We start from the raw sequence: 22353 nt of genomic DNA on the forward strand, positions 1-22353 counted from the left end.
CGTCACAGCCACAGCCACTAAACTGTATGGGTGCAACCCTCCCTTTGGCTGGCCCTGGCCGGCGCCGGCGTCCTGATCAGCTTTACGCCCGGAGCGGGTGCCATCAACACCATGAGCAACTCGCTGAACTCGGGTTTCCGGCGATCCATCTGGGGAATCCTGGGCCAGCAGGCCGCGCTGGTGGTGCACGTACTGATCGTGGCCCTGGGCGTGGGCGTCCTGGTTGCCAGTTCACCCGTGGCGTTCAACGTGATCCGTTACGCCGGCGCCGCGTATCTGGTCTACCTCGGCATCCGGCAGTTCCTGCACAAGCCGGACCTGGACCAGGAGAAAGCGGCCGAACTGCGCAACGAGCCGGCCGCTTCCATGTTCCGCCGCGGCCTGTGGGTCAACTTGCTGAACCCCAAGGCCGTGGTCTTCTTCCTGGCGTTTATGCCCCAGTTCATCAGGCCGGAGCAGCCGTTGCTGCCCCAGTACCTGGTGCTGACTGCCACGGTGGTGGTCATCGACATCCTGGTCATGTGGTTCTTCTTTGCCGCCGCGGCCAAGTCCTTCCAGCGGTTCACGCACAACGCTCACGGGCAGAAGATCCTGAACCGGACGTTCGGGGTGCTCTTCGTGGCCGTGGGCGTCATGCTGGCGCTGATCCACTAGCGGGCTGGCGAAAACCGGGGCCGCAACTGTCCGTTCGCGCTCAACTTAGGGCCGCAACTGTCCGTTCGCGCTCAGTAGCTGCCCGACCGCACCGAAAAGGCCTTGGCGGAGCCCGCAAGCTCCGGCGCTTCCCTGGCCACGGCCTCTTCCACGAAGGTAAGCGCAGCCGGCGCCAGCCCGTCATACAGGCGGACGAGGAGGTCACGCGCTTCGGTCCGCGGCCACGCTTCGGGCAGGAGTTCGGCGGGAAGGTCGGGGTCGCTCCACGGAAATGCCCGCCAGGCATCCATGAGCTCGGTCCTGACCCGCAGGGCGTCCGCCGGACCCACCGTCCCGGCGTCGAACCTTTCCAGCCATGGCCTGAACCTGTCGATAAATGGCTGGTACTGCTCCCTGAACTCCTGCGGCGACCAGGCGTCGATGAGCCGCTTGCCGCGGAGGCTGGAATCGGCTGTTCGAAAAATGACGTAGTCATCAACCCCGAAGGCGCTGCAGGTGCTTTCAAGCTCCGCGGCGTGGTCCCGGGGCGAGACCCAGACGGCCCCGAACAACGGCGCAAAACCCCGCCACCGCAGCCGCGACCGGAACAGCTCGCGCACGTCGCGGGATGTTTCCGGGATGGAAAAGGCGATGACTGTCCAGTGGCCGTCCCAGCGCCGGGACTGTTCCCCGAACGCCGACACTTGTTCGAGGCCGCCGCGCAGGCGCTTCCGCGCACCCTCCGTGATCCGGTAGCGGGAAGTCCGCCCCGCACTCGACTGCTCCAGCACTCCCCGGGTAGCCAGCCGGCTCAGTGCCGTGGCCGACGCAGACGCCGTAATGCCAAGGTCGGCGGCCAGGGCGGCAATAAGCCGGGAAGGCAGCCAGGCGTCGCTGTCGAACCAGTAGTCAACCAGCAGGGTCACCAGCTGGTGCTGACTGGAGGGGCCTTTCAGCGGCCGGGGAAAATCAATGGCCATGTCCGGATCCATGCCGGGTCCGGAGGCCAGGGGCTTGCTCATCACGCCTCCATCATGCCAGCAGGGCCCGTCGACTAATGCTTGCACATTTCTTGACGGACGCTGAATCAAGTGCATACTATTTATCCAGGGCGTGACGGAGGCCACAGCCGACCCCGCCGCCCAGCTCAGCATGCGAGCCCCACAGAACTTCCTCCCTTGCCCTTTTTAGGAGATCCGCAATGACCGCTGGTCCCATCGATCCGCCGACGCCGTTGACGTCGTCCGCGGAACAGGCCCGCCCTGATTCCCACCGGGGAACAAAGCACGCCCGCCGTGCCGCCACCGCCAGTTTCATCGGCAGCACCCTCGAGTACTACGACTTCTTCATCTACGGCTCAGCCTCGGCGCTGATCTTCAACAAGATCTTCTTCCCCGGCATCGACCCCGCCCTCGGCACCATCCTGTCCATGGCCACCATCGGCATCGGCTACGTCGTCCGGCCGTTGGCGGCGAGCGTGATCGGGCACTACGGCGACCGCATCGGACGCCGCCAGATGCTGGTGCTTACTCTCGTGGTGATGGGCGTTGCCACCTTCCTCATCGGCTGCCTGCCGCCGACGGCTGCCATTGGCGCGGCAGCCCCCGTCCTCCTGGTTCTCCTTCGGGCGCTCCAGGGAGCCTCAGCCGCCGGCGAATCGGTGGGTGCAGTCACCATGACCATGGAACACGCCCCCAGCAACAAGCGGGCCTTCTACAGCAGCTGGGTCAACACCGGCGCGGCTGCCGGAATCATGCTGGCGTCCCTGGCCTTCCTGGCGGTGTCGATGCTTCCCCAGGAGGATCTGCTCAGCTGGGGGTGGCGGCTGCCGTTCCTGGCCAGCATCCTGGTAGTCGGCGTCGGCCTCTACATCCGCGTCCGGTTGCCCGAATCCGAGGTCTTCGAAGCCGCGAAGGAAGCCGAAACCGAGCCGGAACTGCCCATCAAGGTGGTCCTCCGCGATCATTGGCGGACCATCATCAAGGTCATCTTCTTCGGGCTCTGGAGCGTGGTTTCTTCCGTCTTCGCCGCCTTCGGCCTCGCCTACGCGACCAGCAAGTTCGGCATCCCGGCGCCGGCGATGCTGGGGGTCACCATCCTCACGGCGGGGCTGGCCGTCATCGCACAGCCCTCCGCGGGCATCCTCGCCGACAGGATCGGCCGCAAGCCGGTCTTCATCGCGGGCAACCTCATCTGCGCCGCCGCCGCGTTCGCCTTCTTCTGGTCCATCAGCACCACGTCGGTCCCGCTGATCTACGCGAGCGGAATCCTGTTCATGACCGTGGGCTACGGGATGGTCAATCCGCTCGGCCCGGCCATGACCGCGGAAATGTTCCCGACAAAGATCCGTTACTCCGGCGCGGCCACCGCGTCGCAGCTGGGCCTCGTTGTTACCGGCTTCGCGCCGGCCATCGCCGCCGCCATCGTCCAGCCCGGCCCCACCGGCTGGATTCCCGTGGCCGCCTTCACCGCGGCCTGCTGCCTTGCTTCGGCAGCCGTCACCGCCATCTGGGTCAAGGAAACCTACTTGGTTCCCACTGAGGCACTGGGTGCCAGGACTTCCGGTGCCGAGGAATCCATCAACGCCTAAATCCTGGTCCCGGACCTGGAGGGGAGCGGCCGGGCACCTGCCCGGCCGCTCCTTTCCGCTTCCCCTGAACTTCCACCGAAAGGAAGACCCCTGTGACATCCCGCCCCGTGCTCATTGAACAAGACGTCGAAACCCCGCTGCTGGACGGCACCATCCTGCGCTCCACGGTGTACCGCCCGGCGGACGGGGAGCGGTGCCCGGTCCTGCTCACCCGGACACCGTACGGACGCGACCTCGCCGTCAATTCCCCCTATTTCAATCCGGTGACGGTCGCGGCCGCGGGTTACGTGGTGATCATGCAGGACTGCCGCGGCCGCTTCGGCTCCGACGGGGTCTTCGACCCGTCAGCCCATGAAGCGTCCGACGGCGCCGCAACAGTCGAGTGGGCAGCGCGGCTGCCGTACAGCAGCGGTGCGGTGGGAATGTGGGGCCGGTCCTACTTCGCGGAGACGCAGTGGCGGGCAGCGTCCCTGGCCCCTGACGGGCTCGCTGCCCTTTCGCCCGGCATCTCGGCGGGGGGCAATGCGAACAACGGCTCGCTCTACCGCGGCGGAGCCTACGAGCTCGGCAGCCGGTTCAGCTGGGGCCACGCCTCCATCTCAGCAAACGAGTTCGTCCGCGAATTTGCCGGCGACCCTGAACTTCGGGACAAGGAATTCCAGACGTGGCTGGACCTGGACCGATCGTTTTCCGATGGCAGCGCATTCGGCACCCTGCCACTCCGGGACCTCTCCGCACGGTTCGGCACGTTCATGAACCGCCATGTCCTTCCCTCGGCCGGCGAAACACCGGGGAGCAGTTTCACAAAGCTGTGGGACGAAGCCTCTGCAGAGCCGGTACCGCTGCCCACGCTGCACATCGGCGGCTGGTTCGACATCTTCTGCCCCAGCACCCTCTCCCAGTACGCGATGCAGCTGGAACACAGCCGCGCCGGAGCCGCTCCCGCACCCCGGCTGATCGTTGGCCCCTGGTCGCACACCAACTTCTCCGGCGCCTTCCCGGAAGTGAGCTTCGGACTCAATGCGGCCGGTGGCATGCTGAACGGTCTCGGCGACCTCTCCGGCCTGCATACGGCGTGGTTCGACGCAGTGCTCAAGGGTGAACCGGAACGGATCAGCAAGGTGCCGCCCGTGCTGCTGTACTTCATGGGTGAAAACCGGTGGCGCAGTTTCGATGAACTTCCCGCACCGTGCAGCCACCGCTCCTGGTTCCTGGCGGCCAGCGGGTCCCTGGCGGACGCGCCGGGGCCCGGCGGCTCCGCTGAATACGATTACGACCCCCTGGACCCGGTCCCCACCGCGGGCGGCGCAACCATGATCCACGGGGTGTTTCCCGCGGGGCCGGCCAACCAGCACGCCGTCGAGTCCCGCGCGGACGTCCTCACGTTCACCACCGGTGCGTTCGAGGAGCCGGTCACGCTCTTCGGCGAGGTCAGTGCAACGTTCTTCGCTGCTTCCACCGCTGTGGACACGGATTTCGTGGTGCGGCTGTGCCGGGTCGCTCCGGACGGAACATCGCTGGGCATCGCCGACGGAATTGTCCGTGCCTCCTGGCGGGACAGCCATGCCGGGACAGGGCTGTACCAGGGGGGCTACGAGCAGTCATTGATCGAGCCCGGCGAGCCGTACGAGTACACCGTTAACTTGTGGCAAACCGCCTATACCTTTGCCCCCGGCGACAGGCTCCGCGTCCAGGTGACCTCCAGCTGCCACCCTCGCTGGGACCGGAACCTCAACACCGGCAAGCTGGCATATGACTCCGCCGAATCCGTCGTCGCCCGGCAGACCATCCTGTTCGGGCCGGACTTTCCCAGCCGGCTGACTGCGGGGATTTTGTGACCGCGCCATTTCCGGGAGCGGAAACTCCGGAGGCACCGGGGCTAACCTTCCTTGCGGAACTTTCCGTCACGGTCGGCGAGCCGATCGACGTCGGACAAACCCCCGAGGGGCACCGCCGCGTCATCCCTATCACCGGCGGAACGGTGAGCGGCCCGGCCCTGAACGGACGGGTCATCCCGGGCGGCGCGGATTACCAGCTCCTCCGGAGCGCCACGCTGACGGAACTGGACGCCCGCTACGTGCTGGAGACCCTGGACGGCCGCCGCATCTACGTGCACAATTCGGCACTGCGCCACGGAAGCGTCGATGACATCGCCCGGCTCAACCGCGGCGAAGCGGTCGACGCCGGCAGCATCTATTTCCGTTGCTGGCCCCGGCTCGCTGCGGCCTGTCCGGAATGGGACTGGCTCAACACACGCCTGGCGGTGGGAACCGGCGAACGGCATCCGGACCATGTGGTGATCCGGATCTTCCTCCTGGACTGACCTTTTACCCTTGTGCAGGGCGACAGCGCCGCAACCGCCCGCCCGCCCAAAGACAAGACTGCCCGGACCGGGATCCACGAAGGATCCGGGGCCGGGCAGTCTTGGTCAGGGCAGTCTTGGTCGGGGCAGTTTTGGTCGGGGCCGCAACTGTCCGTTCGCGCTATTGCAGCTGTCCGTTCGCGGCGTACTGCTTCCGCAGGTCCATTTTGCGGATCTTGCCGCTGGCCGTCCGCGGCATCTCCTCCACGAACACCACCGATTTGGGGATCTTGTAGCGCGCGAGCCTCCCGTCCAAGTGTGAACGCACCTCGTCCTCGGACAGCGAGGCGCCTTCGCGGAGTGTCACGATGGCACGGGGAACCTCGCCCCACCTCGCATCTTGGACGCCGATCACGGCAACGCTGGCCACCGCGTCCAGCTCGGAGATGGCCGCCTCGACCTCCGCCGGATAGATGTTCTCGCCGCCGGAAATGATCATGTCCTTGATGCGGTCCGAGACGAACAGGAAGCCCTCCTGGTCCAGGAAACCCGTGTCGCCGGAGCGGAACCAGACGGAGTCCGCGTAGCTTTCCGCGGTGGCTTCCGGCCGGTTCCAGTACTCCGTGATGACGTTCGGGCCCGAAATCTGGATCTCCCCGACCTGGCCCGGTGCCGCAGGACCGCCCAGGGGATCAGCGATGCGGACATCCGTGAAGAAGTGCGGCAGGCCTGCGGAGCCTGCTTTCTCCCGGGACCTCGACACCGGCAGCATGGTGGCGCCGGGCGCGGTTTCGGTCATGCCGTAGCAGCTGGTGAAGCCGATGCCGCGCTCCTCGTAGGCGTCCAGGACCCGGCGCGGAATGGCCGACCCGCCGCAGGTCAGCTTGTCCAGGGAGCTCAAGTCCGCCGCTGGCCAGGCCGAGTGGTCGCAGAGCATCTGGAACGTGGTGGGGACCCCGTTCAGGGTGGTGACCCTGTGCTCTTTGATCAGGTCAAGGACCCGGCCGGCGTCGAACTTCGCCTCGAGCACCACGGTGGCGCCCTTGAGCAGCATCGGCAGCAGGCCCATGTCCAAGGATGCCACGTGGAACAGCGGCGAAATCATGAGGGCGACGTCGTTCCGGTTCAGGTCCATGTCCACCACCGTGTTGAAGCAGTTCCAGGTGATGTTGCCGTGGGTGAGCAGCGCACCCTTGGGGCGGCCGGTGGTGCCGGAGGTGTAGAGGATCATGGCGGCGTCGTCCAAAGCCACGGCCTCGTCCCGCGGGGTCGCGGCTGCCGCGTGAAGCACCCCTTCATAGCGTTCGACGCCGGATGGCAGCTCCACGACGGAACCTTCCGTGCCGCCGTCGGGCGCCACCACGAAGCGGTGGGTCACCGCGGTTCCTTCGACGGACGCTGCCGCGAGGGTTTCGAGCTCACCGGCGTTCACCAGCAGCCGGGTTCCGGAGTCCTGCAGCTGGAACTGCAGCTCGGGCGCTGCCAGCCGGGTGTTCAGCGGGACGAAGACGGCCCCGAGCAGGCCGCAGGCGAAGAACGTCTCCACGAAGGACGGATGGTTTTCACCGAGGTACGCCACCCGGTCGCCCTTGGCCACTCCCCTGCGCCCCATGGCGTTGGCGAGCCGGTCCGTACGCTCGGCGAGCTCTTCGTAGCTGACGGCACTGTCCCCCGAGAGGAGGGCCGATTTGGGTCCGGACTTCCGGCGGCGGCGGTGCAGCCAGGATCCAACTCCGTTGTTGTCCATGTTTGTGCTCCTAATCGACCGCAGTGAGGTCGTTGTTCTTAGACTCCCGCGTCAGCAGGATGAAGACAATGGAAACCGTTGCCATGACGGACAGGAAGACCACCACCGGGACGATGCTCTGCCCGGAATCCTTGTACAGTCCGGCCACGATGCCCGGTGTGAAGCCCGCGCCGATCAGGGTGGCCAGCTGGTAGCCCACAGCGGCGCCGGTGTAGCGGGAGGTGGTGCCGAACTGCTCCGACACAAACGCCGCCAGCGGTCCGTACAGGCTCGAGTGCAGCACCAGGGCCACGGTGAAGGCCAGGAAGACCAGGCCGACGTTCCCGGAGCCGAGCATTCCGAACATCGGGAACAAGTAGGCGATGAACAGTGCCAGTCCGGCCACCATCACGGGTCGGCGTCCGAAGCGGTCGGACAGCCGTCCACCGAGCAGGACGAACAGGATGGAGATGGCAGAGGCCCCGGCGAACGCGTACAGCACGCCCTGCTGCGGGGCGCCCTTGGACACCGCGTAGGTAATGGAGAACGTGGGCAGCACCACTTGCAGGCCGAAACCCGCCGCACCGGCGAACATGATCATGATCAGCGCCTTGGGCCGGCGCAGCACTTCAAGCAGCGGGATCTTGCGCTTCGTGCCCTGCATGCTTTCCTTGGCCACTGCCTCAGCGAAGATAGGGCTCTCGGAGACCCGCAGCCTGACGAACATTCCCACAATCAGTAGCACGAAGGACAGCAGGAAGGGCACGCGCCAGCCCCATGCCAGGAAGGCCTCCTGCGGCAAGGCGGAGAAGATGCCCATCACCACCGTGCCAAGCACGGCTCCGGTGGGGGCGCCGGCGTTGACGAAGGAAGCTGCAAAGCCGCGCCGTTTGGGATCAGAGTGTTCCAGGGCCATGAGCGCGGCCCCGCCCCACTCGCCGCCGACGGCGATTCCCTGGCAGACCCGCAGGAACACGAGGATGACGGCGCCCCAGGGTCCGATCAAGCTGGCGCCGGGGATCAGGCCGATGAGCGTGGACGCAATTCCCATCACCGCCATGGAGACGATGAGCATGCCCTTACGGCCGACGCGGTCCCCGAAGTGGCCGAAAATGATGCCACCGAGGGGGCGGGCGACGTAGCCGGCGGCGAACGTGGCGTAGGCGGCGACGACGCCCACCCAGTCGTCCATGCCGGAGAAAAAGACCTTGGGAAAGGCCACGGCAGCGGCCGTGGCATACAGCAGGAAGTCGTAGAACTCGATGGTGCTGCCCAGATAGCTGGACATGATGACCGTGCGCGCTTCCTTGCGCTTCGCGGCCGTGCCCGCTGGCGCGAGCGTGGTTTGTCCTGACATGGCTGTTCCTTGGGAAGGAGGGACGGTTGGTGGTTTTAGCTTGTGGAAGCGGCTTACTTGTAGAAGCGGGCCAGGAATTCGGCCACGACGGCGGGGCGTTCCTGGCCTTCGATCTCGATGGTGTTGGACACCTTGATCTGGGCGCCGCCCTTGACTTCGGTGACCTCGGCGATGGTGGCCTGCATGCGGATCCGCGAGCCCACCTTCACGGGTGAGGTGAAGCGGACCTTGTCCAGGCCATAGTTCACCTTGGTGGTGACGCCATCGACGTCGAACAGCTCGCCCCAGAACGGGATGATGAGCGAGAGTGTGAGGAAGCCGTGGGCGATCGGGGCGCCGAAGGGGCCGTCCTTGGCGCGCTCCGGATCCACGTGGATCCACTGGTCGTCACCGGTAGCATCGGCGAATTTATTGATCTGTTCCTGGGTGATTTCGCGGTATTCGGTCACGCCGAGGTCTGTCCCGGCGAGGGTGAGCAGTTTGTCGAAGTCGACGACAAGATTGGGCATGTTTGCCTCCTGGTGTGGTTTTTGGAGTTGCGGAAGTACGACGGCGGAGCGGTGCTTCCGCCGTCGGGTTTCAGTTGCTGTTCGGTTCGGTTAGTGCTGTTCAGTTGGCGCTGCGTCAGCGGGTGAAGGCGCTTTCGCCGGTGAGGGCGCGGCCCACGATGAGCGCGTTGATTTCGTGCGTTCCTTCGTAGGAGTAGACGGCTTCGGCGTCGGCGTGGAACCGGGCGACGTCCGTCTCGAGCGTGATGCCGTTGCCGCCCACCACTTCGCGGGCCAGGGCCACCGTTTCGCGCATCAGCAGGGACGTCTGCATCTTTGCCAGAGCGGAGTCCTGGTCCCGGTAGATGCCCCGGGACTGCTGTTCGGTCAGCCGGACCACCAGGGACAGGGACGAGGTGACGTTGCCGAGCATTCGGGCCAGCTTTTCCTGGACCAGCTGGAAGGATCCCAGCTGGCGGCCAAACTGCCGGCGTTCCGTCACATAGCGCAGGGCGGCTTCGAACGCTCCGGCCTGGATTCCGGTGGCAATCCAGGCAACGTCCGAACGCATGGCGCGGAGCATCGCGGCCACGTCCTTGAAGGAGTCCACGTTGTGCAGGCGCATGGATTCCGGCACCCGGACGCCCACGAGGGTGATGTGGGCATTCTGCATCATCCGCAGCGCGGTCTTGCCGTGGATCTTCTCCAGCGTCACGCCGTCCGCCTCGCGGTCCACCAGGAAGGCCTTGACCTGGCCGTCTTCATGGTCCCTGGCGAACACCGCCAGCACATCAGCGCTGACCGCACCCCCGATCCAGCGTTTGGCACCGTCCAGGATCCAGGAGTCCCCCTCCCGGCGGGCCGTCGTGGACAGGCCGCCGGCGATGTCCGAACCGGAGTCGGGTTCGGTGAGCGAGAAGACCCCCTTGAGGGAGAAGTCGATTACCTTCGGCATCCATTCAGCCTGCTGCTCCGGCGAGGCACCCACCCGGATGGCCGTGCGGAAGAGCCCGGCCTGGGACGTGTACCAGGTGGCCAGCGAGGCGTCGGTGCGGGCCAGCTCGAAGATCCGGAAACCCTGGTAGATGCCGCGGGCGGGACCGCTGTTTGCGCCCATGGCGTCGGTGAGTTCCGCCGGTTCCATCAGGCCCAGGTCGATCAGGGGCTGCGCGAGTTGTGTGGGGAACTCGCCCCGTTCCCAGTAATCGGCCAGCAGCGGCTGCGCTTCCCGGTCCAGGAAATCCCGAAGGCGTCCCAGCACACGGCGCTCATCCTCCGTGAGGAGGGACTCGGCGTCGTAGTAGTCGCAGACGCCGTAGAGCCGGGTCTTTTCGGCGGAAGGGGTCTGCTCAGCCGTGGAGGCGCTCATCTCAGCCGCCCAGTCCGAGCAGGCGCACGGCGTTGTGCTTGAGGATCTTGGGCCGGACCTCGTCTTTGAGCGGCAGGTCCGCGAACGCGGCCAGCCATTTCTGCGGCGTGATGAGCGGGAAGTCGGTGCCGAACAGGACTTTGTCCTGCAGCACGGAGTTGGACATCCGCACCAGGGACTCCGGGAAGTACTTGGGCGACCATCCGGAGAGGTCGATGAACACGTTGGCCTTGTGCGTGGCGATGGAGTTGGCTTCGTCCTGCCACGGCACCGAGGGGTGGGCCATGATGATCTGCAGTTCCGGGAAGTCCGCGGCCACGGCATCCAGCAGGAGCGGGTTGGAGTAGGCCAGCTTGATGCCGTATCCGCCGGGAAGGCCCGCGCCCATGCCGTTCTGGCCGGTGTGGAAGATGGCCGGCAGGCCGAGTTCCTGGAGAGTTTCCCAGAGGGGATAGAACTGCTCGTTGGAGGGGTCGAAGCCCTGCAGGGACGGGTGGAACTTGAAGCCGCGGGCGCCCAGGTCGATGGCCTGGTGCTTGGCGCCCTGGATGGCCTCGGCCCCGGTGCGGGGGTCCACGCTGCCGAACGGGATCAGCACGTCGTTGTTCCGTGCCGCGCCGGCGATCAGGTCCTCGATGCTGTTGGGTTCGTGCTTGAGCTGGGTGCGGGCGTCCACGGTGAACACGACGGCGGCCATGTTCAGTTCCCGGTAGACCTCGGCGATGCGGTCCAGCGACGGCGTGCGGTCCTCGGACTTGAAGTACTTGGCCGAGGCTTCGGTGAGGGCCTCCGGGAGTGATTCGTGGCCGTGGCCGTCCACTTCGAGGTGCACGTGCATGTCGATCGCGTCCAGCTTGGCGGCGTCGATGCGGGGCTCGTAGCGCGTGGCAGCCATGGCTAGCCCACCTTCACGGGAGCTGCGGCAGGCTGTGCCTCCGGCTTCAGGTCCTCGGGCAGGGGCAGGAATTCCTCGCCCACGCTCTGGAGCTTGGCGCCGAAGAGCGGGCCGAAGTTCTCGATGAGGTCCTCGTAGCGCCAGCCGCCCTCGCGGTATTCGGTGGCAGCAGCCTCGGGGTGGGTCCAGAGCTGCAGCCGGTCCCCGCCGGCGCCGATGGCCTGGCCGGTAATGCCGGCCGCCTCATCGGAGGCGAGGAATGCGACCAGTCCGGAGACGTCGTCGGCCGTTCCGAAACCGAGTTCGTGGCGGAAGAAGGCCGGCATGGCCTCGCCGCGCTCGTCGGCTTCCACGGCTTTTTGGAAGTACGCGACGGTCTTGGTCATGGCCGTGGCCGCGACGGGGATGACGGCGTTGGCGGTGACACCGGCCTTCTTCATTTCCAGGGCCCAGGTGCGGACCATGCCCACGATGCCGGCCTTGGCGGCGGCGTAGTTGGTCTGGCCGAAGTTGCCGCGCTGACCGGTGGGCGAGCCGATGGTGATGATCCGGCCGGCGATGCCGTTCTCCTTGAAGTAGGCGAACGCTTCCCGGACGCAGGTGAAGGTGCCGCGGAGGTGGACGTTGATGACGGCGTCGAAGTCTTCGTCGGTCATCTTCAGCAGGGACTTGTCCCGCAGGATCCCGGCGTTGGTGACCAGGATGTCGAGGCGCCCGAACTCGGTGACGGCCGCCTGCACCAGCTGCCGGGCAACTTCCGTGCTGCCGACGGGAGCGACGACGGCGGCGGCCTTTCCGCCGTCGGCCTCGATGAGCGCCACTGCCTCCCCGGCGACCGTCGCGTCGACGTCATTGATGACGACGGCGGCGCCCTGCCGTGCGAGTTCCCGGGCGTAGGACAGGCCCAGGCCACGGCCGCTCCCGGTGACGATTGCTACTTTGCCTGACAGGCTCATGGCTGCTCCTTTGCTAGCTGACCTTGTGCATCCCGGCTCTCGACGTGGGATGCTGTTCTGTATCCATGAAATTATGGATAGTTGAAAATGTCAACGATTTATTTTGAGGATTATTGGAGTCGGCCATGACGATCGAGACACAGGGCGGTCAACGGACCGAACAGGCCCACAAGCTTGTGGCCGCATCCATAAGCCAGGACCTGGGATTTCTTCTGGCCAAGCTGCACGCCGTGGGGTCTGTTTTGAACAACAGGGCGCTGGCCGAGTTCGACCTGAAGGAGCGTTCGTACTCGGTCCTGATCCTCGCCAACAGCGGGTTGGAACCGACGCAGCGCGAACTGGCGGACTTCCTCAGCCTGGATCCCAGCCAGATTGTGGCACTGGTGGATGAGCTGGAGAAGCGGGGCCTAGTGGCCAGGGCGCCGGGAAAGCAGGACCGCCGGGCAAAGACCGTGACGGCCACCGCCAAGGGAGGAAAGCTGCTGCAGCGGGCCAGCGACGCTGCGCAGCGGGCTGAGGCGGAAGTGCTGGAAGGGCTGCCCGCGGAAGAATCGGCGCAGCTCAAGGCGCTGCTGCGCAAAGCACTGTGGGGTGCCGGGCTATCTGACTGAGGTTTTTCGGGGCCCGGTTAGCGTGCAGGGTCGGCTTAGTGTCCGGGCCGGCTTAGCGTCCGGGCCGGAATGTTTTAGCCGGCAAGATGGCCTTAGCGTGCCGGACCGTCCGGGCGGGAACGCCCTTGGCATTCGGCCCCGTTCCGGCGCGCCAGCTCTGCCAAGACCACCGGCCCCACGAGGCCGGCATGGTTCGGGCCTGGCGTGTTGTCGCTGTTCCTCAAGAGGCAGGCCAGTGCTTCGAGCTCGCCGGTGGGGACGGACGACAATGAGGCGTAGCACTTGAAGATACGCCGTTCGGCAATGCCGGCGAGGCGGCCACTGTTCGCGTTCATGCGGCCCCCGCAGGGGGATCCGTGGCAGCGGGTGCGAAGACGGCGCGGAATGTCGGGCCCATGGAAACTCCTCAGCAAAGAATCCGGAGGCTGCCTGCATAACCCGAAGCCAGAATACCGCAGACCGGCTCCCCGGCACACGGTCTTTAAGCCCCAAATTGCCCTCCCGCCCGGCGCCACGTCGAGGGTCACCCGTGGGAGGGTTCGCCCGTGGTTCGGTGGTCCGCATGGTTGATGGTCTCCCGGATCAGCCGGACGAGGTGGCCGTCGTGCAGCGAGTAGATGACATGCCGGCCGTCCTTCCGCGCGTTCACCATCCCGCTGAGCCTCAGTTTGGCCAGGTGCTGGCTGACCACCGTCCTCGGAACGGCGGCCGCCTCCGTAAGTTCGGTGACGCTCCTGGGGCCTTGCGCAAGCTGCCACAGCAGATGCAGGCGCGTAGGTTCGGCCAGCATCCGCAACGTGGCGGCGGCATTTTCCAGCAACTCCGGTCCAGGCGTGACGGGATGGACGAGCGAGGGCCCATCAGTGCCGGCGCTGAACGGACTGCTCGGCTGGCTGCTCAATGGCCTGCTCCTCGGTGACGGCGGGACCCGGTCCGGAAAAGGTCTTCCGGGGCCAGGACAGGAAGGCTCCTGCACTGCCAAGTATCGCAAGGATTGTCAGCGCCGCGGCAGCCCAGCCCAGGCCTGCGGCAGCACCGATCCAGCCCGCTACCGGATAACTGAGGAGGTAGCAGGCATGGGAGAGCGAGAACTGGGCCGTGAAAACGTACGGGAGCGTGCTCTCCGTGGCAGCTTCCCGGAGCAACCGGGAGGACGGGGTGATGACGGCGGACGTGGCGGCGCCGAGCGCGAACCATAGCCCCAGCAGCGGCCACCATCCGACGCCCTGAGATGCCATGAACATCACCGCGGCGGCGGCGCCAAGTGCCGGGGGGATCAGGGCGGCGCCGGTCAGCATGACGGCTCGATCGCCGAAGCGGTCCAGGACCCGCGGAACGGCCAGGGCGACAACCATGGAGCCGGCGCCGAAGCAGGCAAGGGCAACGGCAAGATCGGATCCGGGACGGTGCAGGACGTCCCGGACATAGACCACGGTATTGACCAGCACGAGGGCCGTCGGGGCGGCCACCGCAAGGTTCAGTGCCAGCAGGGACCTCAGCCTCCGGTTGCGCCAAAAGATCCGCGTCCCCAGGGTGGTCCGGTGCCACAAGGACGGCTGGGGCTCCCCGGGCGCGCCGGGCCGGGGTACGGCCGTAAAGGCGACCAGGATCGCGGAGATCAGGAAGCCGGCAACAGTGCCGATGAACAGCTCGTGGTAGCTCATTACGGTCAGCAGCAGCGCGGCAGCAGCCGGGCTAACCAGGGCTTCCATGTCATAGGCGAGCCGGGACAACGAAAGAGCATAGGTGTAGTCCCGGGGATCCTTCAGGATGAGCGGGATCAACGACTGGAACGCCGGCGTAAATGTTGCTGACGCGGATTGGAGCAGGAAGATCACCACATAGATCTGCCACGTTTCCGTGATGAACGGCAGGCACAGGGCCATGGCTGCCCGGACCAGGTCAGCCGCGATCAGCACCGGCTTCTTGGGCAGGCGGGCCACGAGGGCGGTGATCACCGGAGCGAGGCCCACGTAGGCCACCATTTTGATGGTCAGTGCCGTTCCCAGGACGGCCCCGGCGTGCCTTCCGGCAAGGTCGTAGGCGAGCAGCCCCAGGGCGATTGTCAGCAGGCCCGTCCCCGCCAGGGCAACGACCTGGGCACAGAACAGCCGCGCAAAGACTCTGTTCCGAAGGACAGCCAGCATCAAACTCAAACTCCTCAAGTGCATACGTGCACTAACGTGCACACTTGAAAGTGTAAGCCCCGCAGCACCGGAACGCCCGCCTAGCGGGATGCGGACTTGTGATCAGTGCCGCGCATCCGCACAGCCACCACAACGCCGGACAGCCCGGTCAGGACGGCGACGACGGCGACTGCCGCAGGAATGCCAAAGGCATCGGCGATGATTCCGGACAGCAGGGCACCGACGGCAAAGCCGCCGTCGCGCCACAGCCGGTAGATCCCCACCGATCTGGCCCGCCACTCGGGATGGGCAACATCGCCGATGGCGGCGAGCAGCGTCGGGTAGACCATGGCCGTGCCTGCTCCAAGCAGCACCGCCGCGGCCAGCCAGGTTTCGAAGCCGGCCCCGAAGGCCACCATGCCGAGGGCGATTGCCTGTACCAGCATGCCTCCGACGATCAGGGGCTTGCGCCCGATCCGGTCCGACAGCGCGCCCGTCACCAGCTGGCCGGCGCCCCATACGGCCGGATACACGGCCGCAAGGATGCCGATGCGTTCAATCGTCAATCCGGCGGCCGCAAAGAGGACGGGGAACAGGCCCCAGGCCAGGCCGTCATTCAGGTTGTTCACCATGCCCGCCTGGCTCACGGACGATAGCGACTTGTCGCGGAAGCTCGTCAACGTGAACACCTCGCGGTTGCTCAGCTGCGCGTGCGCTCCCTCATGGACCGACACATGGCTGGCAGCCTCGGCCCTGGCATGGTGGTGGGTTTCCCGCACGGTGAGCACGGAAAGGCCCAGGCCGACGGCGATGAACGCAGCACCCAGCAGGAAGGGGCCGGGACGCAACCCGTACGTGGAGGCGATGTAGCCGGTGGCCAGCGCGGTCCCGGCGACGCCGAGGTAGCCGGCCGCCTCGTTGAGGCCCATCGCCAGGCCACGGCGGGAGGGACCCACGAGGTCCATCTTCATCATCACCGTGGTGGACCAGGTCAGTCCCTGGCTGATGCCGAGGACGACGTTGGCCGCCACGATCCACCCCCACGACGGCCCGAAGATCAGCATCAGCGGGACGGGCAGCGCGATCAGCCAGCCCGCCACGAGGACCGGCTTGCGGCCGTAACGGTCCGACAAGGTGCCGGCGAAATAGTTGGTGGCTGCCTTGGCCACGCCGAACGCCAGGATGTACGTCAAGGCACTCGTGTACAGGTCCAGCTTGAAGACCTCGCCGGCAAGCAGCGGCAGGACGGTTCTCTCCTGCCCCAGCGTTCCGCCAACCAGGGCGTTGACTGCCACCAGGATCATGAACTGGGCAAGGTTCTGCCGCAGCCCCAGGGTGATGGCATCCAAAGTGCGGGGCTGCCGATGCGGGGAGGGACTTTCGGAGGTCATGTTTTGATTCCTGGAGTGGGAGACGAAGGCGGGAAAGGGAACGGGCCGCGAGGAAGGAAATGGCGACGGCAGCCGATAGACCTGTGGCTGAACGAAGACCGCCCGAATGGGGCGTGCGCGGACCGCCTACAGACAGGGGGCGCACCGGCGACTCAGGCAGCCCAGTGGCCGGACGCGCAGCGCAGGTGAGCGGCGCGGGAAAATTGGCGCCGCTCGACCGCCGGGCATCCCGCCCCGCAGCGTAATCACGCCGTTCGAAAGGGCCGACGGCGACTGGGGACAGCCCGGGTCTCAGCGGGCTTTTCGCCGCCGGCCCCATAACAATTTTAGGAGATTACGACCCGCCGCGTGCGAGTGGACGCTACCCGTTTTCCCTTGGTTCTGTCAGGCAGACTTGGCCCCGGCCACGCGGCCGGCTGCACGGGCCGAGCGGTTGCGCCACCAGCGGCGGACGAGGTCAACCATGGCCAGGAGCCCCGCGAGCGGCGAAAGAACGGCCGCGGCGTAGACGAAGAGCAGCCACGTGAGTGTTGCAATCGGCGGCTGGTTGGTACTGAGAAGTGACAGGCCGCCGAAGAAGGCGACCGTCCAGAAAAGCACTACGCCAAAGAGCACCGCCGCAGCAGGGAAATACTCGTTTGTCACTACGGTCATCACAGTGTTCAATGCTCTTCCTCCTGACTCATTTGGCGCCGGACATCACCGCGTCAATCTCAGTATGAAGGCAGCGAATGCAGGATCCCGGCAGGACGCAGAAAGCGTGACGAAAATAACCTCAGCCCACGCCTGGGACCACCTGTCCTGAGCCGATTTCCGCCGCCGCCTAATCTTTCGTTTGCGCATCCAGGTCGGCCAGCGCGGCACGCAGCCGGGCGTCGGCGTCGTTTGCCACTTCGTGCACTTCCGGGCTGTCGCTGAGCTGCACCATGGTCTGCGGATCTATGGCCTGGATGGTGGTGACCTCCGCACTCTTGCCGCGGCGCACCACAACATTGCACGGCAGCAGCGCGCCGAGGTCCGGTTCGGCGGCAAGCGCACGGCTGGCCAGGGCAGGGTTGCAGGCGCCCAGGATGACGTAGTCGCCGAGCGCTTCGGCAGCGTCGGCGCCAAGCTTGGCCTCGAAGGTCGCGCGGACATTGATCTCCGAGAGAATGCCGAACCCTTGTCCGGCGAGCGCTTCACGCGTCCGTTCGACGGCGTCGCTCCAGGACAGCGGGACGGTCACAGTGTGGGTGTAGGTCATGGGGTCTCCTCTTTGTATTGGCGAATGGCTTTGCATTGGCGGTTGGCGGTTTGAATGAGGCTTATGCCAGGGACAGGAAGAGCTTTTCCAGGTCTTTCGTGTTCATGCCTGCGTCCTTACGGACAATGCATTGCTCAAGCCCGCTGGCAATGATGGCGAACCCCGCGCGGTCCAGCGCCTTAGAGACCGCCGCGAGTTGGGTGACGATGTCTTTGCAATCGCGCCTCTCCTCCAGCATTCGGGTCACGGCAGACAGCTGCCCCTGGGCTCGCTTGAGCCTGTTGATGACCGGGGTGAGGTCGGTTGAATCGAGTTCCATGATGTCTCCGGAGAAGGGGTTGCCAGAGTTCAAGGCTATACCCCCAGGGGTGTTTTTGACTACCCCCGGGGGTATCTGTAATACTCGGTGGGGTATTCAGCTTTCGTCTGATCCGTCTTGAAAGGACATCCATGACACGCCCCTCCGCTTCACCGGCTGCCCCCGCAGTCACCGCCCTGGATCCGGAAACGCTGCAGAGCTGGTTTCAGGAACACAAGGACCTCGTGGTGATCGACGTGCGCTCGGCCGCAGAATTCCAGTCCCTGCACATCCGCGGTTCATACAACGTTCCGCTCCCGCTGCTTTCCGAGCACACCGACGAACTGGCCACCCGGCTGGGAAGCCGCGTAGTACTCGTGTGCCAGTCAGGCGCACGTGCCGAGCAGGCACGGCAGCGCCTCGGCGGAGCCGGCATCGGCACCGCCTATGTCCTGACCGGCGGCGTGCCGGGCTTCGCGGCTGCCGGCGGCGACGTTGTCCGCGGCAAGGCCCGCTGGGACCTTGAGCGCCAGGTCCGCCTTGCTGCCGGTTCCCTCGTGGTGCTGGGCCTGGCCGGCGGCAAATTCGTCTCGCCCAAGATCCGCCTGCTCGCGGGCGCCATCGGCACGGGCCTGACCTTCTCGGCCGCGACCAACACCTGCGCCATGGGCCAAGCGATCTCGGCCATGCCGTGGAACAAGGCGGCGAAGGAGCCTACCCGCGAATCCGCCATTCTGCAGCTGCCCGCGGCGGCAGAGCAGATCGAACCGGACCGGACACAGGCGGCATGATTCCAGCCTTGGCACTGGGGCTGCTCGTTGGGATTGTGCTCGGGGTGGTCGGGGGCGGCGGGTCAATCATCGCCGTCCCGGCCCTGGTCTACGGAGTGGGCCTGAGCCCCGCGGAAGCCATCCCCACCTCCCTGCTGGTGGTCGGCCTCTCTTCGCTGGCAGCACTCCTGCCCCGGTTCCGCGAAGGCATCAACTGGCCCGTTGTCCTACTGGTCGGCGCCGCCGGCATTCCTGCGGCGTGGGGAGGCGCGGCCGTGGGTCGCCTCCTGGATCCGAACGTATTGATGCTCGCATTCGCGGGCATCATGGTGGTTGCCGGCATCCGTATGCTGATGCGCACCAGCGAGGTCGAGGGAACGTGCAGCACCGGACCCACCCGGGCCTTCCGCTCCTGCGCCCCCAAGGCGGTCGGAGTCGGACTGCTGGTCGGTTTCCTCACCGGACTGCTGGGAGTCGGCGGCGGATTTCTCATCACGCCGGCTCTCACCCTCTTCCTGGGGCTGCGCATGAAGCAGGCCGTCGCATCGTCCCTGGCCATCATTGTCATCAACTCCGCGGCGGGCTTCGGGGCCCACGCCGCCGGCTTCACCATTGAGTGGTCAACAGCCCTGGCCCTCACGGTCCCCGCAATCCTCGGCTCACTCGCCGCAGCGCGTCTGGCGCGTTTCCTCAAGGACAGGCACGTCCGCGTCTCGTTCGCTGTTCTGATTTTCGCCGTAGCCGCCTGGGTCACTGCAAGCACCGTCACAGCCTGACCGGTATCCGCCGGCCCCGCCCCCATCCCGCCCGACCCCAAAAAGGAGAACCTCATGGGCCTGATCGACGCGCTGAAGAAGGCTTTCAGCAAACCCTATAAAACCGTCTCAGTGGCCGAAGCCAAGGAGCTCCTCGCCTCCCGGGCGGTACTGATTGACGTCCGTTCCGCGCAGGAATGGCGGAGCGGACACGCGCCACAGGCCAAGCACCTGCCTCTGGACAGGCTGCAGACCGGCGCACCCGGCCTGCAGAAGGACCGGCCAGTCGTCGCGATGTGCCAGTCGGGAGTCCGCTCGGCGTCAGCCGCGCGGCTGCTCGCCGGCCAAGGCTACGAGGCGTATTCGCTCCGCGGCGGCATCGGGGCCTGGCGCCAGGCCGGCGAACCGGTCCGCTAAACACTCAACACACACTCCGGAAAGGAACCCGCCATGGCAGAAATCACCGTCACCGAAACCGAGCAGCAGCGCGCCAGCGCACAAATCCTCGACGTCCGCGAAGACTTCGAAGTCATCGAAGGCATGATCCCCGGCGCCCTGCACATCCCCATGGGGCAGCTGCAGGCCCGCCTGTCCGAACTGGACCCTGGAGTTCACGTCATTGTGGTCTGCCGCAGCGGCAACCGCAGCGCCCGGGTGGCAGATGCACTCAATGCCGCCGGATTCAGCGCCGACACAATGGCCGGCGGCATGATCGCCTGGAGCCGGGCAGGACTCCCCGCCACCTAACCGACCTGCCTCATCCGCAGCCACAACCCCCAACCCGCCCCACCAGCCCCACGTAAGGAATTCAGCGATGGCAACCATCGACATCACGGAAGAATCGCTTGCCCGGACGCTTGAGGACAACGACATTGTCTTCATCGACTTCTGGGCCGGCTGGTGCGGCCCATGCCGCATGTTCGCCCCCACCTACGACGCCGCCTCCCAGAAGCACCCGGACGTCACCTTTGCCAAGGTGGACACGGAAGCCGAGCAGGCCCTGGCGGCCGCCGCCGGCATCACGTCCATCCCCACACTGATGGCCTTCCGGGACAAGACCCTGGTCTTCTCCCAGCCCGGCGCCCTCAACGCGGCAGGGCTGGAACAGGTGATCCAAGGCGTCAAGAACCTGGACATGGCCGCACTTCGCGCGAAGGCTGCGCAGCAGCAGTCCTGACGACCGGACCGTGGATATCGATAGTGGAAATGCTAGCGAAATGGCGTACCCGCGCCACCCGCTGAGGGGTGGGAAACCACGGCGGCAGAGCATTTTGAATATACCCCCAGGGGTATTACGATTTTGAGTAGACCAACGGGGGACCAGCCAGGAACCCCACAAACTTTCACGAAGGAGAACCCCATGCTTCTCGAGCGCATCTACGACGAAGACCTCGCACAGGCCAGCTACCTCATCGGTTGCCAGCGGAAGGGTGAGGCAGTTGTTGTCGACGCCCGCCGTGACATCGACACCTACCGCTCCCTCGCCGCAGCCAACGGCATGAAGATTGTGGCTGTCACGGAGACCCACATCCACGCCGACTACCTCTCAGGCACCCGCGAACTGGCTGCCGCAACGGGCGCCAAAATTTACGTCTCCGGCGAAGGCGGCCCGGACTGGCAGTACGGATTCGACGGCGAGCGCCTGTTCGACGGCAGCAAGATCACCATCGGCAACATCACCGTCCAGGCCCTCCACACCCCGGGACACACGCCGGAACACCTGTCCTTCCTGATCACCGACGGCGCGTTCAGCTCCGAACCCGGATACCTGCTTTCCGGCGACTTCGTGTTCTCCGGCGACCTTGGGCGCCCCGACCTCCTGGATGAGGCCGCAGGCGGCGTGGACACGCGCTTCGAAGGCGCGAAGCAGCTGTTTACCAGCCTGCGTGACAAGTTCCTTACACTGCCCGACTTCGTCCAGGTCTACCCGGGGCACGGCGCCGGCAGCGCCTGCGGCAAGGCCCTCGGCGCCATCCCGTCGTCGACGGTCGGCTACGAACGGCTGTACGCGTGGTGGGGTCCTTACCTGGCCGCCAACGACGAGCAGGGCTTCATCGACGAGTTGCTCGACGGACAGCCGGACGCGCACGCCTACTTCGGCCGCATGAAGCGCCAGAACCGCCAGGGCCCGGCCGTCATGGGCGAACGCGCCCCGCTCGCGGAACTGGACACTGCCGCCGTCGCCCGTGACCTGGCGGCAAACAAGTTGACCTTCGTGGATACCCGACCCAACACCGAGGTGCACAAGGGCACCGTGGCAGGCGCCCTGAACATCCCCGCCGGCAAGTCCGTTGCGAGCTTCGGCGCATGGGCCGTTGACCCGGAACGGGACAGCCGACCTCTGGTGCTGCTGGCTTCGGGACAGGAGCAGGCCCAGGAGATGTGGGACCACCTGGTCCGCGTCGGAATCGACAACGTGGGCGGCTACGTGACCAGCGTCGACGGGCTGCCCGCAGCGACGCCGCGCCTGGTCCAGCCCGAGGAACTCGACGGCTTCGACGCCGCAGTTGTCCTCGACGTCCGCAACCGTACCGAACACACGGCCGGGCACATCCCCGGTTCCAAGCAGCTGAGCGGCGGCCGGGTGCTCTGGAACCTGGACCAGCTCCCCACGGGCGGCACCATCGTGACCTACTGCCAGAGCGGCGTCCGCAGCTCCGTAGCGGCCAGCACGCTGCGCCACGCCGGGTACGACGTCGTGGAGCTCGACGGCAGCTACGCCGCCTGGGCCGCCCGGGAAGCGTCGCTGCAGTCGGCTTCGGCCCGCTAACCCGGGCCGCCTGGCCTGAACCGCAAAGGCCCCCGCCCGGATATTTCCGGACGGGGGCCTTTGCGCGGGGGCG

The 22353-nt window shown here is 66.2% G+C and carries 25 protein-coding genes; 11 read left to right on the forward strand and 14 right to left on the reverse strand.

From position 1 onward, the window contains the following. Positions 1-30: 30 nt before the first annotated feature. On the forward strand, positions 31-654 hold the full coding sequence (locus tag ACSQ1X_RS19755; protein ID WP_028270908.1) for a LysE family transporter: 624 nt from the start codon (positions 31-33) through the stop codon (positions 652-654). 71 nt (positions 655-725) lie between these two features. Here ACSQ1X_RS19755 and ACSQ1X_RS19760 read toward each other — a convergent pair whose 3' ends face one another. Beyond that, positions 726-1655, reverse strand: coding sequence for a PaaX family transcriptional regulator (locus tag ACSQ1X_RS19760; RefSeq protein WP_436058969.1), 930 nt, complete (start codon positions 1653-1655; stop codon positions 726-728). Between the two features lie 179 nt (positions 1656-1834). Here ACSQ1X_RS19760 and ACSQ1X_RS19765 point away from each other — a divergent pair, with 179 nt between their 5' ends. The 3 genes from ACSQ1X_RS19765 to ACSQ1X_RS19775 all read left to right on the forward strand — a co-directional run bounded on the left by ACSQ1X_RS19765 (position 1835) and on the right by ACSQ1X_RS19775 (position 5546). Then, positions 1835-3223, forward strand: a complete 1389-nt coding sequence (locus ACSQ1X_RS19765; RefSeq protein ID WP_436058970.1) for an MFS transporter — start codon at positions 1835-1837, stop codon at positions 3221-3223. A gap of 92 nt (positions 3224-3315) precedes the next feature. After that, positions 3316-5061, forward strand: coding sequence for a CocE/NonD family hydrolase (locus ACSQ1X_RS19770; protein WP_436058971.1), 1746 nt, complete (start codon positions 3316-3318; stop codon positions 5059-5061). Further along, the gene (locus tag ACSQ1X_RS19775) at positions 5058-5546 is read left to right on the forward strand and encodes a DUF3237 domain-containing protein (RefSeq protein WP_436058972.1); all 489 of its coding nucleotides are present in this window, start codon (positions 5058-5060) and stop codon (positions 5544-5546) included. Before ACSQ1X_RS19770 ends, ACSQ1X_RS19775 begins: the two co-directional genes overlap by 4 nt. Before the next feature lie 160 nt (positions 5547-5706). Here the strand turns inward: ACSQ1X_RS19775 and ACSQ1X_RS19780 are convergent, their stop codons facing one another. From ACSQ1X_RS19780 to ACSQ1X_RS19805, 6 genes are all read right to left on the reverse strand, one after another. Continuing rightward, positions 5707-7272, reverse strand: coding sequence for an acyl-CoA synthetase (locus ACSQ1X_RS19780; protein WP_436058973.1), 1566 nt, complete (start codon positions 7270-7272; stop codon positions 5707-5709). Positions 7273-7282: 10 nt separating this feature from the next. After that, positions 7283-8608: an MFS transporter gene (locus tag ACSQ1X_RS19785; protein ID WP_436058974.1), complete on the reverse strand. Its 1326-nt coding sequence runs from the start codon at positions 8606-8608 to the stop codon at positions 7283-7285. A 53-nt stretch (positions 8609-8661) separates the two neighbouring features. Continuing rightward, entirely contained in the window at positions 8662-9117 is a 456-nt protein-coding gene (locus ACSQ1X_RS19790) for a MaoC family dehydratase (RefSeq protein ID WP_028270914.1), read from the reverse strand. 115 nt (positions 9118-9232) lie between these two features. Next, the gene (locus tag ACSQ1X_RS19795; RefSeq protein ID WP_436058975.1) at positions 9233-10465 is read right to left on the reverse strand and encodes an acyl-CoA dehydrogenase family protein; all 1233 of its coding nucleotides are present in this window, start codon (positions 10463-10465) and stop codon (positions 9233-9235) included. 1 nt (position 10466) lies between these two features. After that, on the reverse strand, positions 10467-11360 hold the full coding sequence (locus ACSQ1X_RS19800) for an amidohydrolase family protein (RefSeq protein WP_436058976.1): 894 nt from the start codon (positions 11358-11360) through the stop codon (positions 10467-10469). A gap of 2 nt (positions 11361-11362) precedes the next feature. Further along, the gene (locus ACSQ1X_RS19805; protein WP_436058977.1) at positions 11363-12316 is read right to left on the reverse strand and encodes an SDR family NAD(P)-dependent oxidoreductase; all 954 of its coding nucleotides are present in this window, start codon (positions 12314-12316) and stop codon (positions 11363-11365) included. 125 nt (positions 12317-12441) lie between these two features. Here ACSQ1X_RS19805 and ACSQ1X_RS19810 point away from each other — a divergent pair, with 125 nt between their 5' ends. Next, complete coding sequence (locus tag ACSQ1X_RS19810) at positions 12442-12927, forward strand: MarR family winged helix-turn-helix transcriptional regulator (RefSeq protein WP_436058978.1); 486 nt, start codon at positions 12442-12444, stop codon at positions 12925-12927. Between the two features lie 92 nt (positions 12928-13019). On the opposite strand, the gene ACSQ1X_RS19815 is transcribed toward ACSQ1X_RS19810, so the two are convergent. The 7 genes from ACSQ1X_RS19815 to ACSQ1X_RS19845 all read right to left on the reverse strand — a co-directional run bounded on the left by ACSQ1X_RS19815 (position 13020) and on the right by ACSQ1X_RS19845 (position 18006). Beyond that, entirely contained in the window at positions 13020-13262 is a 243-nt protein-coding gene (locus ACSQ1X_RS19815; RefSeq protein WP_436058979.1) for a hypothetical protein, read from the reverse strand. A 188-nt stretch (positions 13263-13450) separates the two neighbouring features. Continuing rightward, the gene (locus ACSQ1X_RS19820; protein WP_436058980.1) at positions 13451-13828 is read right to left on the reverse strand and encodes an ArsR/SmtB family transcription factor; all 378 of its coding nucleotides are present in this window, start codon (positions 13826-13828) and stop codon (positions 13451-13453) included. Beyond that, complete coding sequence (locus ACSQ1X_RS19825) at positions 13788-15074, reverse strand: MFS transporter (RefSeq protein WP_436058981.1); 1287 nt, start codon at positions 15072-15074, stop codon at positions 13788-13790. The genes ACSQ1X_RS19820 and ACSQ1X_RS19825 overlap by 41 nt, the downstream gene beginning before the upstream one ends. Positions 15075-15154: 80 nt before the next feature. Further along, a complete protein-coding gene (locus tag ACSQ1X_RS19830; RefSeq protein ID WP_436058982.1) occupies positions 15155-16444 on the reverse strand; it encodes an MFS transporter in 1290 nt (429 codons plus the stop codon). Positions 16445-16828: 384 nt separating this feature from the next. Further along, positions 16829-17098 (reverse strand): hypothetical protein, encoded by a 270-nt coding sequence (locus tag ACSQ1X_RS19835; protein ID WP_436058983.1) that lies wholly within the window; start codon positions 17096-17098, stop codon positions 16829-16831. Positions 17099-17267: 169 nt separating this feature from the next. Continuing rightward, positions 17268-17687 carry a DUF302 domain-containing protein gene (locus ACSQ1X_RS19840; protein WP_436058984.1) on the reverse strand — a complete coding sequence of 140 codons (420 nt, stop codon included), beginning with the start codon at positions 17685-17687 and terminating at the stop codon, positions 17268-17270. A 61-nt stretch (positions 17688-17748) separates the two neighbouring features. Further along, positions 17749-18006, reverse strand: a complete 258-nt coding sequence (locus tag ACSQ1X_RS19845; RefSeq protein WP_436058985.1) for a metal-sensitive transcriptional regulator — start codon at positions 18004-18006, stop codon at positions 17749-17751. 131 nt (positions 18007-18137) lie between these two features. On the opposite strand from ACSQ1X_RS19845, the gene ACSQ1X_RS19850 reads away from it, so the two are divergent. From ACSQ1X_RS19850 to ACSQ1X_RS19875, 6 genes are all read left to right on the forward strand, one after another. Next, positions 18138-18776 carry a rhodanese-like domain-containing protein gene (locus ACSQ1X_RS19850; RefSeq protein ID WP_436058986.1) on the forward strand — a complete coding sequence of 213 codons (639 nt, stop codon included), beginning with the start codon at positions 18138-18140 and terminating at the stop codon, positions 18774-18776. Next, complete coding sequence (locus ACSQ1X_RS19855; RefSeq protein ID WP_436058987.1) at positions 18773-19531, forward strand: sulfite exporter TauE/SafE family protein; 759 nt, start codon at positions 18773-18775, stop codon at positions 19529-19531. The genes ACSQ1X_RS19850 and ACSQ1X_RS19855 overlap by 4 nt, the downstream gene beginning before the upstream one ends. A gap of 54 nt (positions 19532-19585) precedes the next feature. Then, on the forward strand, positions 19586-19927 hold the full coding sequence (locus ACSQ1X_RS19860; protein ID WP_436058988.1) for a rhodanese-like domain-containing protein: 342 nt from the start codon (positions 19586-19588) through the stop codon (positions 19925-19927). Between the two features lie 33 nt (positions 19928-19960). Further along, positions 19961-20257 carry a rhodanese-like domain-containing protein gene (locus ACSQ1X_RS19865; RefSeq protein ID WP_436058989.1) on the forward strand — a complete coding sequence of 99 codons (297 nt, stop codon included), beginning with the start codon at positions 19961-19963 and terminating at the stop codon, positions 20255-20257. Positions 20258-20324: 67 nt separating this feature from the next. Then, positions 20325-20687 (forward strand): thioredoxin family protein, encoded by a 363-nt coding sequence (locus ACSQ1X_RS19870; RefSeq protein WP_436058990.1) that lies wholly within the window; start codon positions 20325-20327, stop codon positions 20685-20687. Positions 20688-20870: 183 nt separating this feature from the next. Next, positions 20871-22280: a rhodanese-like domain-containing protein gene (locus ACSQ1X_RS19875; RefSeq protein ID WP_436058991.1), complete on the forward strand. Its 1410-nt coding sequence runs from the start codon at positions 20871-20873 to the stop codon at positions 22278-22280. Positions 22281-22353: the final 73 nt, after the last annotated feature.

Source organism: Arthrobacter sp. LjRoot78 (assembly GCF_964254335.1).
Lineage (GTDB): Bacteria > Actinomycetota > Actinomycetes > Actinomycetales > Micrococcaceae > Arthrobacter.